The organism is Streptomyces sp. RLA123, assembly GCF_056270165.1.
Genome location: NZ_JBWDOR010000003.1, coordinates 3,033,140 through 3,048,180, shown reverse-complemented (window position 1 = coordinate 3,048,180; position 15,041 = coordinate 3,033,140). Strand labels below are relative to the sequence as shown.

The 15,041-nt window shown below is 73.6% G+C and carries 13 protein-coding genes; all 13 read left to right on the top strand.

What is annotated here, in order from left to right; translation table 11 throughout:
• Positions 1 to 13: 13 nt before the first annotated feature.
• The 13 genes from RV983_RS13635 to moeZ all read left to right on the top strand — a co-directional run bounded on the left by RV983_RS13635 (position 14) and on the right by moeZ (position 14,878).
• On the top strand, positions 14 to 988 hold the full coding sequence (locus tag RV983_RS13635; protein ID WP_475986056.1) for an alpha/beta fold hydrolase: 975 nt from the start codon (positions 14 to 16) through the stop codon (positions 986 to 988).
• A gap of 4 nt (positions 989 to 992) precedes the next feature.
• Positions 993 to 2,378: a DUF3152 domain-containing protein gene (locus RV983_RS13630; protein WP_475986055.1), complete on the top strand. Its 1,386-nt coding sequence runs from the start codon at positions 993 to 995 to the stop codon at positions 2,376 to 2,378.
• On the top strand, positions 2,353 to 2,538 hold the full coding sequence (locus RV983_RS13625; RefSeq protein WP_475986054.1) for an Ms4533A family Cys-rich leader peptide: 186 nt from the start codon (positions 2,353 to 2,355) through the stop codon (positions 2,536 to 2,538). The genes RV983_RS13630 and RV983_RS13625 overlap by 26 nt, the downstream gene beginning before the upstream one ends.
• A gap of 158 nt (positions 2,539 to 2,696) precedes the next feature.
• On the top strand, positions 2,697 to 4,412 hold the full coding sequence (locus RV983_RS13620) for an ABC transporter substrate-binding protein (protein ID WP_475986053.1): 1,716 nt from the start codon (positions 2,697 to 2,699) through the stop codon (positions 4,410 to 4,412).
• Positions 4,378 to 5,364 carry an ABC transporter permease gene (locus RV983_RS13615; RefSeq protein WP_475986052.1) on the top strand — a complete coding sequence of 329 codons (987 nt, stop codon included), beginning with the start codon at positions 4,378 to 4,380 and terminating at the stop codon, positions 5,362 to 5,364. The genes RV983_RS13620 and RV983_RS13615 overlap by 35 nt, the downstream gene beginning before the upstream one ends.
• A 5-nt stretch (positions 5,365 to 5,369) precedes the next feature.
• Positions 5,370 to 6,359 carry an ABC transporter permease gene (locus RV983_RS13610; RefSeq protein WP_475990315.1) on the top strand — a complete coding sequence of 330 codons (990 nt, stop codon included), beginning with the start codon at positions 5,370 to 5,372 and terminating at the stop codon, positions 6,357 to 6,359.
• On the top strand, positions 6,356 to 7,954 hold the full coding sequence (locus RV983_RS13605) for a dipeptide ABC transporter ATP-binding protein (protein WP_475986051.1): 1,599 nt from the start codon (positions 6,356 to 6,358) through the stop codon (positions 7,952 to 7,954). The genes RV983_RS13610 and RV983_RS13605 overlap by 4 nt, the downstream gene beginning before the upstream one ends.
• A 91-nt stretch (positions 7,955 to 8,045) precedes the next feature.
• Positions 8,046 to 8,903, top strand: coding sequence for an alpha/beta hydrolase (locus RV983_RS13600; protein WP_475986050.1), 858 nt, complete (start codon positions 8,046 to 8,048; stop codon positions 8,901 to 8,903).
• 125 nt (positions 8,904 to 9,028) lie between these two features.
• Positions 9,029 to 10,687 (top strand): GT4 family glycosyltransferase PelF, encoded by a 1,659-nt coding sequence (pelF, locus tag RV983_RS13595; RefSeq protein WP_475986049.1) that lies wholly within the window; start codon positions 9,029 to 9,031, stop codon positions 10,685 to 10,687.
• Entirely contained in the window at positions 10,684 to 11,877 is a 1,194-nt protein-coding gene (locus RV983_RS13590; RefSeq protein ID WP_475986048.1) for a hypothetical protein, read from the top strand. The genes pelF and RV983_RS13590 overlap by 4 nt, the downstream gene beginning before the upstream one ends.
• A 52-nt stretch (positions 11,878 to 11,929) precedes the next feature.
• On the top strand, positions 11,930 to 12,844 hold the full coding sequence (locus tag RV983_RS13585; RefSeq protein WP_475986047.1) for an NAD-dependent epimerase/dehydratase family protein: 915 nt from the start codon (positions 11,930 to 11,932) through the stop codon (positions 12,842 to 12,844).
• Positions 12,832 to 13,593, top strand: a complete 762-nt coding sequence (locus tag RV983_RS13580; RefSeq protein WP_475986046.1) for a spherulation-specific family 4 protein — start codon at positions 12,832 to 12,834, stop codon at positions 13,591 to 13,593. The genes RV983_RS13585 and RV983_RS13580 overlap by 13 nt, the downstream gene beginning before the upstream one ends.
• Before the next feature lie 106 nt (positions 13,594 to 13,699).
• A complete protein-coding gene (gene moeZ / locus RV983_RS13575; RefSeq protein ID WP_475986045.1) occupies positions 13,700 to 14,878 on the top strand; it encodes an adenylyltransferase/sulfurtransferase MoeZ in 1,179 nt (392 codons plus the stop codon).
• The last annotated feature ends 163 nt before the right edge of the window (positions 14,879 to 15,041 follow it).

The window sequence follows — 15,041 nt, the reverse complement described above, 5'->3', positions numbered from 1 at the left end:
GTAACATTGCCCCATGTCCTCGACGGAGTCCCCCGAAGCCGCACTTGCCGCCGTGCCTCTGCCGCCTTCGGGGCCCAGAGCCGGGGAGGGCGAGAGTGTGCGCGTCGTGTCCCTGCCGGGCTTGACGCTGACCGTCCGATCGCGCGAGGAGGAGGACGAGGGGCTTGCCCCCGCGCTCTTCGTGCACGGCCTGGGGGGCTCGTCCCTGAACTGGTCGCTGCTGATGGGCGTGCTGTCCGACCGGGTCCGCGGGGAGGCCCTCGACCTGCCCGGATTCGGCTACTCGCCGCCGCCGGACGACGGCAACTACTCGATCGGGGGGCACGCGCGCGCGGTCGTGCGCCTGCTGGAGGCCTCCGGGCGCGGTCCGGTGCACCTCTTCGGCAACTCCCTGGGCGGCGCGGTGGCCACCAAGGTGGCCGCGGCCCGGCCCGACCTGGTCCGCACCCTCACCCTGATCTCGCCCGCCCTGCCCGAGGTGCCGCCGCAGCGCAGCGCCTGGCCGACCGGCATCCTCGGGGTGCCCGGCGTGGCCGGGCTCTTCACCCGGGCGACCCGGGGCTGGACGGTGGACCGGCGCACCCAGCAGCTGCTCTCGCTCTGTTACGGCGACCCGGGCAAGGTGACCGAGGAGGCCTTCTCCGCGCACTCCACGGAGTACGCGCGCCGGCTGGCCCTCCCTTACTTCTGGGACGCGCTGACGCGTTCGGCGCGCGGCATCATCGACGCCTACACACTGGGCGGCCAGCACAATCTGTGGCGGCAGGCCGAGCGCGTGCTGGCGCCGACGCTGCTGGTGTACGGAGGCAGGGACAGGCTCGTCGCCCCCCGGATGGCGTACCGTGCCGCGCGTACCTTCCGGGACGCGAGGCTGCTGCTGCTCCCCGACAGCGGGCACGTCGCGATGATGGAGCACCCGGACGCGGTGTCGCGGGCCTTCCGCGAGCTGCTGGACACCACGGACACGGACGCGCGGACGGATCACTGACGGCATGGGCAGGCACAGCGCACCGGGTGGCCGCGACGGCCGCCGCGACGACACCTCCGGCGGCATATCCGGCGGCTCCGGCAACGGGCGCCGCAGGCGCGGCGGCCCGGCCACCACCATCCCGCCGCGTCCGGCGGGGCCGGGCACCCCGTCACCCGGCGGCTGGGACGGCTTCCGGCCGGGTGACACCGCCCGGGACCGGCAGGAGGGCACCGGGCGCGGGCACCCGGAGCACCGGGAGCACTCCGCCTGGGGCCGGACCGGTTCCTGGGCCCCGCCGCGCACCCCGCGGGGCGCGCGGCCCACCGATCTCGCGGACTCCGGGCTGGTGCCGGAGGACCTGCGGGACCCCGAGGGCCGGGCCGACACCGACGACCCCGCCGATACCGCCGGCCCCGCCGCCGTCCGCCGGCCGGCCGGGCTGCTGCCGCGCCAGCGCACGGCACCGCGTCCGGCCGCGCAGCGAATACCCGGTCCGCGACAGGATTTCGTCGCGGCGTTCGACGCCGCCGCGCAGCCGGCCCCCGGCACAGCCGACGAGGAGTACGGCCTCGCCGAGGAGGCGCCGAAGAAGAGCGCCAAGGGGCGCGCGTTCACCGGAACGGCCGCAGCCGCCGTGGTCACCGTCCTGGCCGTGGTGGTGGCCGGGCAGCTCCGCGACGGCGACGAGGGGAAGCGTTCCGCGACGGCCGGCGCCCCCGGCGCCTCCCGGGCGGGGGAGGACTCCGCGTCCCGTTCCGAGGGCCGGGCGACCCCCTCGGTCTCACCGTCCGTCGCGGCCGCGCCGCTCACCTACGACCAGGCGATGGCCCGGCAGTACCCGCTCGGCACGGACCTGCGCCTGGGGGGCGCCTTCCAAACGGTGGGCGGCCACCAGAAGGCGCCCGGCAGGGGACAGCTGCTGCGTGTGCGGGTCGACGTCGAGAAGGGCCTGCCGCTGGACAGCCGGCTCTTCGCCGACGCGGTCTTCACGACCCTTAACGACAAGCGGAGTTGGGCGCACGACGGCACCCGCACCTTCGAGCGTGTTTCATCGGGGCACGCCGATATCGTCATCACCCTGGCGAGTCCCGGGACCACGGCGAAGGTGTGCGCGAAATCCGGTCTGGACACGACAGTTGACAATGTGTCATGTGACGCGGCGTCCACTCCGCGCACCATGATCAACGCCTTTCGCTGGGCCCAGGGTTCGACGACGTACGGCCCGGCGAGGATGCTCGCCTACCGGCAGATGCTGATCAACCACGAGGTCGGTCACCGGCTCGGCTACAACCACGTGCTGTGCCCGAAGAACGGGGCGCTCGCCCCGGTGATGATGCAGCAGACGAAATTCCTGAGTATCGACGGACGGACCTGCAAGCCGAATGCGTGGCCCTACCCCCGCGGATAGATTTTTGACATCGGGCGATTCATCGTTCAGTGTTTGCGGCATGCCACAGCGCAGCCCTGCCACAGACGCCGACGCCAGCTTCGAGCTGGCGCTCATCGGCGTTGCCGTGCAGAGCGTGGCCGACATCTCGTGTCGCCCTTCCACGGTGCCGGGCGCGTAACGGGAAATCTCCCCTTCACCGCCCCCGGAGCCATCCGCCCGTGGGCGCAGTGCGTGACGCACGTATTTCACCGGTCCTGCCGACAGGACCGTTCGCCGCTGCCTGCGGGCCTTCTCCTGCCCCGCCCCCTTGCCTCGCAGCCGCGAAAGGTCCTCTCGATGTCCAAGTTGTCCTTCACACCCCGCCGCCTCGCCGCGGCCGCCGTCGTCCTGGCGATCACCGGTGGCGCCGCCGCGTGCGGCCCGGAGGAGGGCGGGGCCAAGGCGGCCGGCGACGGCAAGCCCGCCAAGGGCGGCACGCTCTACGTCCTCAACCAGTCGCCCCAGGAGGACTTCGACCCCGCCCGGCTCTACACCTCCGGCGGCGGCAACATACCCGGCCTGGTCTTCCGCACGCTGACCACGCGCAACCGCGAGGACGGCGCCCCGGGCGCCAAGGTCGTCCCGGACCTGGCCACGGACACCGGCACGCCGAACGCGGACGCCACCGTCTGGACGTACCACCTCAAGGACGGCCTGAAGTACGAGGACGGCACGGCCATCACCACCGCCGACATCAAGTACGGCATCGAGCGGTCCTTCGCCGCCGAGCTGTCCGGCGGCGCCCCGTACCTGCGGGACTGGCTGATCGGCGGCAAGGACTACCAGGGCCCGTACAAGGACAAGGGCGGCCTGGACTCCATCGAGACCCCGGACGCGAAGACCATCGTCTTCCACCTGAACAAGCCCGAGGGCGACTTCCCGTTCCTGGCCACCCAGACCTCCTTCGCCCCCGTGCCGCAGGCCAAGGACACCGGCACCAAGTACGAGAACCACCCGCTCTCCTCCGGCCCCTACAAGGTCGTGACGAACCAGAACGACGGCGAGCACCTGGTCCTGGAGCGCAACACCCACTGGGACCCGAAGACCGACGAGGAGCGCAAGGCCTACCCGGACCGCGTCGACATCCAGTCGGGCCTCGCCGCCGCCGTGATCAACCAGCGGCTGTCCTCGGGCGCCGGCAAGGACGCGGCCGCCGTCACCACCGACACCAACCTCACGGCCGCCGAGCTCGCGAAGATCACCGGCGACAAGGAGCTGGCGAGCCGCGTCGGCACGGGCCACTTCGGCTACACCGACTACATCGCCTTCAACCCGAAGGTGAAGCCCTTCGACAACCCGAAGGTGCGCCAGGCCATCGCCTACGCGACCGACCGCACCACCGTCGTCAACGCCCTGGGCGGCTCCTCCCTCGCCGAGGCCGCCACCACCTTCCTGCCGGCGCAGAAGTCCTTCGGCTACACCGCGTACGACCCGTTCCCCGCGGGCGCGAACGGCAACGCCGCCAAGGCGAAGGAGCTGCTGAAGGAGGCCGGGTACCCGGGCGGCCTGACCGTCACCCTCACCCACGACTCCAGCAGCGGTGCCGAGCGGGGTCCCGAGGTCGCCACCGCCCTCCAGGACGCGCTGAAGAAGGCCGGCATCACCGTCAGGCTCGAGGGCCTGGAGTCCAGCGCCTACAGCGAGAAGATCCACGGCCTGAAGACCGAGCCGGGCTTCTTCCTCGCCGGCTGGGGCGCCGACTGGCCCTCCGGCGGCCCCTTCCTGGCCCCGATCTTCGACGGCCGGCAGATCGTCAAGGACGGCTACAACTACAACAACGCGCAGCTCGACGACCCGGCCGTGAACCAGGAGATCGACGCGATCAACAAGCTCACCGACCTCCAGGCCGCCGCCACCCGCTGGGGCGCGCTCGACAAGAAGATCGGCGAGCAGGCGCTGACCGTGCCGCTGGTGTACCCCGTCTACAAGCGCCTGTACGGCAAGGACGCGAAGAACATCGTCATCAGCGACTGGACCGGTGTCCTCGACGTGGCGCAGGTCGCGGTCAAGTGACCACCACCGACGTCCTGGTGACGCCCGGCAGGTCTGGCGACGGCTGCGCGCCCAGCGCGCGGCCCTGGCCGGCACCGCCGTGATCGCCCTGCTCGTCCTGGTCGCCCTCGCGGCCCCGCTGCTGGCCGCCCTGGAGGGGCAGGACCCGGACGCGTACCACGCCTCGGCCGTCGACTCCGCCCTCGGCGGCGTCCCGCTCGGCTCCTTCGGGGGCGTCAGCGCCCACCACTGGCTCGGTGTCGAACCCGGCACCGGCCGCGACCTGTTCGCGCGGCTCGTCTACGGTGCCCGGATCTCGCTCGGCATCGGCGTCGGCGCCACCGTCGTCTCGGTGGCCATCGGCGTCGTCGTCGGCCTGGCCGCGGGCCTCGGCAACCGCTTCCTGGACAGCCTGCTCAGCCGGACCACCGACGTGATGCTCGCGCTGCCCACCCTGGTCTTCTCCATCGCGCTGCTGGCGATCGTCCCCGCCGGCTTCCCGCGCCCGGTGCTGCTGGTCCTCGTCCTCGGCCTGCTCGGCTGGGGCGGCACCTCCCGCATCGTCCGCGCCCAGACCCTCACCCTCAAGTCCCTCGACTACGTGGCCGCCGCCCGGCTCGGCGGGGCGGGCCCGTGGCGTATCGCCCGCCGCGAGCTGCTGCCGTCGCTGGCCGCGCCCGTGGTGACGTACGCCGCACTCATGGTGCCCAGCAACATCGCCTCGGAGGCGGGGCTGTCCTTCCTCGGCATCGGTGTGAAGCCGCCCACGCCCTCCTGGGGGCAGATGCTCTCCTCGGCCACCACCTGGTACCAGGCCGATCCCACGTACGTGCTGCTGCCCGCGGGGGCGATCTTCGTCACCGTCCTGGCGTTCACCGCGCTCGGCGACGGGGTCCGCAGCGCGCTCGACCCGCGGGCGGCCGGCCGGGTCCGCGTCCTGGCGCGGCGGCGGAAGAAGAAGGCGGGCTCCTGATGGCCATGACCCGGTTCGCGCTGCAACGGCTGCTGGCGGCGCTGGCGGTCCTCCTCGTCCTGAGCGTCGTGGTCTACGCGCTCTTCTACCTCCTCCCGGGCGACCCGGCGCGGCTGGCCTGCGGTCCCAAGTGCACCGCCGACCAGGTCGACCAGGTCCGTACGCAACTCGGCCTCGACTCCCCGGCCTACACGCAGTACCTGCACTTCCTGCACGGCCTGGTCGCCGGTACGGACGTCAGTACCGGCGTCGGGACCGAGCACTGCGGCGCTCCGTGCCTGGGCTTCTCCTACCAGAGCGGTGAGCAGGTCACCTCGCTGCTGGCCCAGCGCCTGCCGGCCACCGCCTCGCTCTCCCTGGGCGCGATGGTGCTGTGGCTGGTCCTCGGCGTCGGCAGCGGGCTGCTCTCGGCCCTGCGCCACGGCGGCCTCAGCGAGCGGCTGCTGACCACGCTGACCCTCGCGGGCAACGCCGTGCCCGTCTTCATCATCGGCATCCTGCTCATGCTGCTGTTCGTCTCGGTGCTGGGCTGGCTGCCCTTCCCGTCGTACGTCCCGCTCACCGAGGACCCCGAGCAATGGGCGTGGAACCTGCTGCTGCCCTGGCTCTCCCTGGCCATCCTGGAGAGCGCCAAGTATGCGCGGCTGACGCGCAGTTCCATGCTGGAGACGCTCGCCGAGGACCATGTGCGCACGCTGCGCGCCTACGGCGTCCGTGAGCGTTCCGTCATCGGGCGGCACGCGCTGCGCGGCGCCCTGCCGTCGGTCATCGCGCTGTCCGCGCTGGACCTGGGGACGATGTTCGGCGGCGCGGTGCTCACCGAGTCGCTGTTCGGCATCCCGGGGCTCGGCAAGAGCCTCGTGGACTCGGTGAGCACCGAGGACCTGCCGGTGGTGGTCGGCCTCGTGCTGGTCACCGGATTCTTCGTGGTACTCGCCAACGCCCTCGCGGACGTGCTGTACGCGGTGGCCGACCGACGGGTGGTGCTGGCATGACGTCACCGCTGATCGAGGTCGCCGACCTCACGATCGACTTCCCGACCGGGTCCGGCACGGTCCGCGCCGTGGACGGGCTCTCGTTCGCCCTGGAGGCGGGCGGCGCGCTCGGCGTCGTCGGCGAGTCCGGCAGCGGCAAGAGCGCGACCGCCTACGCCCTGCTCGGGCTGCACCGGGACACCGGCGCGGAGATCGGCGGCTCCGTGCGGGTCGCCGGGGTCGACGTGCAGGCCGCGGAGGAGCGCGAGTTGCGGCGGCTGCGCGGCGGACTGGCCGCGATGGTCTTCCAGGACCCGCTGTCCTCGCTGGACCCCTACTTCGCCATCGGCGACCAGATCGCCGAGGTGTACCGCGTCCACCACCCCAAGGCCTCGGGCCGCGCGGGCCGGCAGCGGGCGGTCGAGGTGCTGGACCGGGTGGGCATCCCCGACGCGCCGCGACGCGCGCGCTCGCGCCCGCACGAGTTCAGCGGCGGCATGCGGCAGCGCGCGCTCATCGCCATGGCGCTGGCCTGCGAGCCCCGGCTGCTCATCGCCGACGAGCCGACGACCGCCCTCGACGTGACGGTCCAGGCGCAGATCCTCGACCTCCTGCACGAACTGCGCCGCGAGACCGGCATGGGACTGCTGCTCGTCACGCACGACCTGGGGGTGGTGGCGGGCAGCGTCGACCAGGTCCTGGTGATGAAGGACGGGCGTGCCGTGGAGCGCGGCGCGGTCGGCGAGGTGCTCGGCGCACCGGAACAGGCGTACACCCGCGACCTGGTGGCGGCCGTGCCGCGGGTGGAGAACGCCCGGACGCCGGCGGCGGACGCGGGGAGCGGGCAGGTGCTGCTGGAGGCCACCGGCCTGCGCCGGGAGTTCGGCCGGCGCGGCGCCCGGTTCGCGGCCGTCGACGACGTCTCGGTGACGGTGCGCGCCGGCGAGACCCTCGGCGTCGTCGGAGAGTCCGGCAGCGGCAAGACCACCCTCGGGCGCATGCTCGTCGGCCTGCTGGAGCCCACCGGCGGCGAGATCCGGCGCGAGGGCGGCAGGACCGGGCTGCAGATGGTCTTCCAGGACCCGGTCTCCTCGCTCAACCCGCGGCGCAGCATCGGCGAGTCCATCGCCGACCCGCTGCGCACGGCCGGGGTCCTCGACGACAGGGCCGTGGTGGCCCGGGTGCGGGAACTGCTGGAACGGGTCGGGCTCGACCCCGCCTGGTACCACCGCTACCCGCACGAGTTCAGCGGCGGCCAGCGGCAGCGGGTCGGCATCGCACGGGCCCTGGCGCCCGGGCCACGGCTGATCGTCTGCGACGAGCCCGTCTCGGCGCTGGACGTCACCACCCAGGCCCAGGTCGTCGCCCTGCTGGGGGAGTTGCAGCGCGAACTCGGCATCGCGCTGGTCTTCATCGCCCACGACCTCGCCGTCGTCCGCCAGGTCAGCGACCGCGTCGCCGTCATGCGCGCGGGCCGCATCGTGGAGCACGGGCCCGCCGACCGGATCTACGACGCTCCCGAACACCCCTACACCCGTGGCCTGCTGGCCGCCGTACCGGTCCTCGACCCCGCCGCCGCGGCGGCGCGTCGCGCGGACCGGGTCCGCGTGGCGTGACGGCCCTGCCCCTGGGGCAGGATGGGCGCGGCCCGCGCGATGTGCGCGGGCCGGGGGCGAGGGGAGTGCACGGGTGCGGCGGCGGGCGTTCATGGTGACAGGCGCGGTCGCGACCGCGGCCGCGCTGGGCGGAGGCATGGTGGGGGTGGCCGAGGACGCCCTGCCGGAAAGCGCAGCGTTCCGGCGCCGACTGGGCTGGACCGGGCCGGACGGCGTCGTCCCCGACGTGCCGGAGGGACGGGTCACCCGCCGCCGGGTGTCCTCACGGGCCACCCGCAGCCGCCCGGAGTTGGTGACTGTCGACCCGCACGGCATCCCCGCCGAGCGGGCGGACCGGCTGCCGGTGTGCCTGATGCTGCACGGCCGGGGCTCGTCGGCGTACGGTCTCGTGGAGCTGGGGATGGCCCGGTTCCTGACCCAGGCGGTCCAGGGCGGCGTCCCGCCCTGCCGCCTGGTCGCCGTCGACGGGGGCGAGGCCTCGTACTGGCAGGCCTCGGGCGGCATCGACCCGCAGCGCATGCTGCTCCGCGAGCTTCCCGGATGGCTCGGCGGCAGCGCCCCGCGCGCCGTGCTCGGCATATCCATGGGGGGTTTCGGCGCGCTGCGCTACGCCCGCTCCCGCGCCGTCGACGCGGTGGCACTGCTGAGTCCCGCACTGTTCCGCAACTGGACCGACGCCCGGGCGATCGGGGTGTTCCGCGGTCAGCTGGACTGGACGGCGGACGAACCACTGCGCCACACCGAGCAGTTGCGGGTCAAGGCCGACGGCATCGGCCTGTGGTGCGGCCGCGAGGACCCGTTCCACGACGCCGCGCTGGAGTTCGCGGACGCCGTGCACCCGGCGGTGGCCGCCTTCGACCACGGCGCACATGACGACGGCTACTGGCGCCGGGTCGCACCCGACGCGCTCCGCTTCGTCGGCGAACGCCTACTCGGTAAAAACGCCTGACGCCGGCGAAAGTTACGCCACTTCACCCCTTTCGGTGGCACGGCGGACAACCGTCCGTCGTGCCACCACTTCACCGGCATACGGTCATCGCGCCCGAATAGAACCGGTGCCGAGAGGGGGCAGACGTGCGTATCGCATTACTCGCGGAGGGTGGTTACCCGTATGCGCGGGGCGAGGGGAGTGCCTGGGTCGACCGTCTCGTGCGCGGGCTGGACGCCCACGAGTTCGCGGTGTACACGCTCGGCCGCAGCGAACGTGCCGATGCCGCGGGACTGCTGGAGCTGCCGCCGCAGGTGACCGCCGTGCGCACCCTGCCGCTGTGGGGCTCGGCACTGCGCCCGGCGGCGGCCGGGACGAAGGCGCGCCGGCGCCGCTCCCAGGTACTGGAGCACTACCGCGACCTCGTCGGGACGCTCGCCGGCGACGTCGGCGCCAATGGTGTGGCGGACCGTTTCGCCTCCGCGCTCTACGGACTGGCCGACCTCGCCCGCGAGGACGGCGGTGTCCCCTCGCTGCTCCGCTCCGAACTCGCCCTGCGCGTCCTGGAGGACGCCTGCCGCGCGCCCGGCGCGCGCCCGCTGGTGGCCGACGCGGGAGTGGGTGACCTGATGGCCGTCGCCGACCAGCTGGAGCGCGCGCTGCGCCCGCTCACGGCCCCCTGGTACGACGAGTTCGGCGACGCCCTGGCCACCGCCGACCTCGCCCACGCGGTGACGGGCGGCACCGCACTGCTGCCCGCCCTCCTGGCCAAACGGTTCTTCGGAACACCCCTGCTGATCACCGAGTACGGCGTCCGCCTCCGCGAGACGCTGCTCGCCCACCGCGCCGCCGGACTCCCCGCCCCCGTACGCGCCCTGCTCGCCGCCTTCCACCGCCGCCTGGCCGGCGAGGCCTACCGCAAGGCCGCCCTCGTCACCCCCGGCAACGCCCACGCCCGGCGCTGGCAGGAGCACTGCGGGGCCGACCGCGAGCGCGTCCGCACCGTCCACCCCGGCTACCAGGGCGCCGTGCCCGGGCCCGTGGAGACCGGCGGCGGCGACCCCGCGCTGGTGTGGGTGGGCCGGATCGAGCCCGGCAAGGACCTGATCGCCCTGCTGCACGCCTTCGGCGAGGTCCGCAGGCAGGAACCCGGCGCCCGGTTGCGCATCATCCGGGGCGGCGACGCCGATCCGGCCTATCTGCACCACTGCCGCGCCCTGGCCGCCCAGCTGTTCCCGGACGAGGCCGCCGACGCGGTGACCGTCGGCGAGAGCCCGGTGACCTTCGAGGAACTCGGCGCGCCGGGCGTCCCCGGACTCGCGGACGCCTACGCGGCGGGTGACGTGGTGGTGCTCTCCAGCATCGTGGAGGGCTTCCCGCTCTCCCTCGTCGAGGCCATGTTCTGCGGCCGGGCCACCGTCTCGACGGACGTCGGCGCCGTCCGCGAGGTCATCGGCGGCACCGGCCTGGTCGTCCCGCCCCGCAACCCCCGCGCACTCGCCGAGGCGTGCGTCGCCCTGCTGCGCGACCCGGAACGGCGCCAGCGGCTGGGCGCGGCGGCCCGCGAACGGGCCCTGGAGCTCTTCACCGTCGAGCAGAACATCGCCGCCTTCCGGGAGATCTACCTCGACCTCGTCGCCCACGCCCCGGGCCGCGACGGGCCCCTGCGGGACGAGGACGGCGGGCCCGTGCCCTTCGGCCGGCCCGCCGAGGCGCACGTCCCCGGCCGCTGGACGGCCACCCCCACCTGGGCGCGCCGGCGTGAGCCCGCGTTCGCGGGCACCGAGAGGCGGGACCGCGCATGAGCCGCGCAGCGCAGGACCAGGAGCAGCACCAGGAGCAGCACCAAGGGCAGGAGGAAGGGCAGGAACAAGGGCAGGGGCACGGCCGGCCCGCGGCCCCGGCGGCCGGCGAGCCCTGGGGCGACCCGCCGCCTCCCGCCGGGCAGGCCGCCCGCAAGGGTGGCGCTCCGCCGCGCAAGCACGGTCCCGCCGACCCCGTCCGTGGCCTGATGCACCGTCACCAGCAGCTGTGCGCGGAGGCGGTGGACCCGCTGGAGATCGTCGCCGGTCTGGAGGCGCAGGGCGTCACCGACCGGGTCGCGGGCTCGTTCCGTCACCGTGACGTCTTCACCCTCGCCGATGAGCTGTACGCCCGCGTGCCCCGGGCCGACGTGCCGGAACCGGCCGCCGAGACTCCCGTGCGGCCCCCGGTGCTGCTGACCCTCGCCCCCGGACTGGTGTGCGCGGCCGCCACCTGGGCGCTGCACGCCCTGCACTCGCTCGCGGTGGTCGGCGTCGCGGGACCGCTGCTGCTGGCCGCGCTCTTCGGCGCGCTCCGCACCGGGCCGCTGCGGGCGCCCTACGGCAATGGCGCCGGCGGCACCCTGTGGGCCTGCTGGCTGCTGGGCTTCGCCGCCTTCGCCGAGGGCGTCCGGCAGCCGGCCGCCGGGGCCGTCACGACCGCGCTGGCGCTGTCGCTCGCGCCGGCCGCCTGGTGCGCGCACCGCTTCGCCGTACGCGCCCGTGGCCATCTGCTGCGCAGCCGCAGCCTGGAGGAGTTCGGGGCCGCGGTGCGCCCGCTGCTCCTCGGCACCCTGGCGCTCCATCTGACCGCAGTCACGGCCCTGCTGTGCGGCGCGCGCGCCGTGGTCGGCGCCCCCTTCACCCCCGCCGCCCTCGTGGGGCCCGCGGCGCTGGCCCTGCTGCTGTTCACCGGCCGCCTGCTGGCGATCCACGGCTACCCCGACGTCGGGGCGGTCGGCAGCGGCCTGGCCTGCGCCGCGGAGGCGGTGGGCCTGGCCGCGGTCCTGCTCGGCCGGCTGTCGCTCGCCCACGACACGGTCGCCGCCGTCGCGTGCGCGGCCGCGGCCCCGGTGCTGGTGGCCTACGCGCTGTCCGCGCTGTCCCGGGCCTCGGCCCACACCTTCACGGCGGCACCCGCGATGACCCGCCCCGCCCCGCGAGGCACGAAGAAGCAGTCAAGGAGCAACTGACGATGAACCACCGACCCCCGAACCCAGGGCACGTCCGGCGGAGGCACGCGCGATGAGAGTCCTCCTGCTCGGGGCCGACGGATTCGTCGGCCGTCATGTGGCGGAACGCCTGCTGGCCGACCCCGCCGTGCAGCTCACCGCGCTGGGCCGCAGCGACGACGCGGACGTGCGGTTCGACCTGTCGTCGGGGAGCCCGGGGGCGCTCGCCCGGTTCATGGACGCGGTGCACCCCGGCGTCGTCGTCAACTGCGCGGGGGCGATCCGGGGCGGCGCGCGGGAACTGACCCGGCACAACACGATCGCGGTCGCCACGGTCTGCGAGGCCATGCGCCGCAGCGCCACCTCGGCTCGCCTGGTGCAGGTCGGGTGTGCGGCGGAGTACGGCCCGTCCCCCGCCGGCAGTTCCACCGCCGAGGACGCGGTGCCCCGGCCGGGCGGCCCGTACGGGGTCAGCAAGCTCGCCGCGTCCGAACTGGTGCTGGGGTCCGGGCTGGACGCGGTGGTGCTGCGCGTATTCACCCCGGTCGGCCCGGGCACACCGGCCGCCTCGCCCATCGGCCGCCTCGCGGAGGCGCTGCGCCGGGCGATGCAGACCGGCGACGGCGAGCTCAAGCTCACCGGACTGGGCGTGCAGCGCGACTTCGTGGACGCCCGCGACGTGGCGCGCGCCGTGCACGCGGCCTCGCTGTCCGCCGCGCAGGGCACGGTGAACATCGGCACCGGCCGCGCGATCCCGCTGCGCGAGGTCGCGGCGGGCCTGGCGGCCGCGGCGGGCTACACCGGCGCGCTGCACGAGGTCGAGGAGCCGCAGATCGCCGGCGGCGGCCCGCCGCACTACCCCGACGGCTGCGGCGCCTGGCAGCAGGCCGACGTCCGCACCGCGCGCGACCGCCTGGGCTGGCGGCCCAGGATCGCGCTGGAGGAATCACTCGCCGACGTCTGGATGGAGGCGGCATGCCGGGTCTGACCTCGGCCGGAACCCGCCGGCCGATCGGTCGCTGCGACGGGCTCGGCTTCGGCGTCCCCGCGTACGCGCACCCGCTGGTCGCTCCCACGGAGTGGGCCGAACTGGCCCGCCCCGAGGCGCCGCTGCACTGGGTGGTCGTCAATGTCTCCCGGGGCCCCGGCGCCCGCGTGGACCCCCTGTACACGGAGGCGGCCGTACGGCTGCGGGACGCGGCCGTACCCGTACTCGGCTACCTGGACGCCCGGCACGGGGCGCGCCCTTTCGGACAGCTCGTCGCCGACGCGCACCGCTTCCTGGACTGGTACCGGGTCGAGGGCTTCTACGTCGACCGGGCCCCGACGACCTCCGCGGAGCTCCAGGACTGCCGGCGGCTGATCACCACCCTGCGCGCCCTGCTCGCGGTGGAGGGCGGCAGTCGCGGCCATGTCGTCCTCGGGCACGGCAGCCACCCCTTCGAGGGCTACGCCGAGATCGCCGACCAGCTGGTGACGTTCGCCGGACCCTGGACGCAGTACCGCTGGTCCGAGGCGCCGGAGTGGACCGCGGCCCATCCGCCCGAGCGCTTCTGCCATCTCGTGCACGGAGTCCCGGCTCCGCACCTGGAGAACGCCATGCGGATCGCCCGCTGGCAGGGCGCCGCCACCGTCTACTTCACCGACCGCACCGACCACGCGGCCTGGGAGGGGCTGCCCGCGTACTGGGCCGAAGCGTCACGGATGCTCCAGAGCCAGCCGCCGCCCAGCATGTGACCGAAAGACGTCTCGCCCCTCGGGACGGCGGTCTTGGAATGAAGAAGGGCGTGGCAGTGTTACGGGTAGAACCACCCGTAGTGATCGATCGACAAACGGAGTCCCCGTGTCGCTGCCACCCCTGGTCGAGCCGGCCGCCGAGCTCACCGTCGACGAGGTCCGCAGGTACTCCCGCCACCTGATCATCCCCGACGTCGGGATGGACGGGCAGAAGCGGCTGAAGAACGCCAAGGTGCTCTGTGTCGGTGCCGGCGGGCTCGGCTCGCCGGCACTGATGTACCTCGCCGCCGCCGGTGTCGGCACGCTCGGCATCGTGGAGTTCGACGAGGTCGACGAGTCCAACCTGCAGCGCCAGATCATCCACAGCCAGGCCGACATCGGCCGCTCCAAGGCGGAGTCCGCCCGCGACAGCGTCAAGGGCATCAACCCGTACGTCAACGTGGTCCTTCACGAGGAGCGGCTCGAGGCCGACAACGTGATGGAGATCTTCAGCCAGTACGACCTGATCGTCGACGGCACGGACAACTTCGCGACCCGCTACCTGGTCAACGACGCCTGCGTGCTGCTGAACAAGCCGTACGTCTGGGGCTCCATCTACCGCTTCGACGGCCAGGCCTCGGTCTTCTGGTCCGAGCACGGCCCCTGCTACCGCTGCCTGTACCCGGAGCCCCCGCCGCCGGGCATGGTCCCCTCCTGCGCCGAGGGCGGCGTGCTGGGCGTGCTGTGCGCGTCCATCGGCTCCATCCAGGTCACCGAGGCGATCAAGGTCCTCACCGGCACCGGCGAGCCCCTGGTCGGCCGGCTGATGATCTACGACGCCCTGGAGATGACCTACCGTCAGGTCAAGGTCCGCAAGGACCCCGAGTGCGCGGTCTGCGGCGAGAACCCCACCGTCACCGAGCTCATCGACTACGAGGCCTTCTGCGGCGTCGTCTCCGAGGAGGCGCAGGCGGCGGCCATGGGATCGACGATCACTCCCAAGCAGCTCAAGGAGTGGATCGACGAGGGCGAGAACATCGACATCATCGATGTCCGCGAGCCGAACGAGTACGAGATCGTCTCCATCCCCGGCGCCCGTCTGATCCCCAAGAACGAGTTCCTGATGGGCAACGCCCTCCAGGACCTGCCGCAGGACAGGAAGATCGTCCTGCACTGCAAGACCGGCGTCCGCTCGGCCGAGGTCCTCGCCGTCCTGAAGTCCGCCGGCTTCGCCGACGCGGTCCACGTCGGCGGCGGCGTCATCGGCTGGGTCAACACGATCGAGCCGGAGAAGCCCGTCTACTGACCGGCCTGCCGGCCGGCCATCGCCACGGGAAGCCCACGGTTCCGATCAGTTCGGTTGCCGTGGGCTTCCGCATGTGCCGGTGGGCCCCGCCGCCGTACTCGGCCTCTTGTGTCGAGTGGTTGACACAAGAATCCCCCAGACTGCATCTTGTACTCGCCACTTG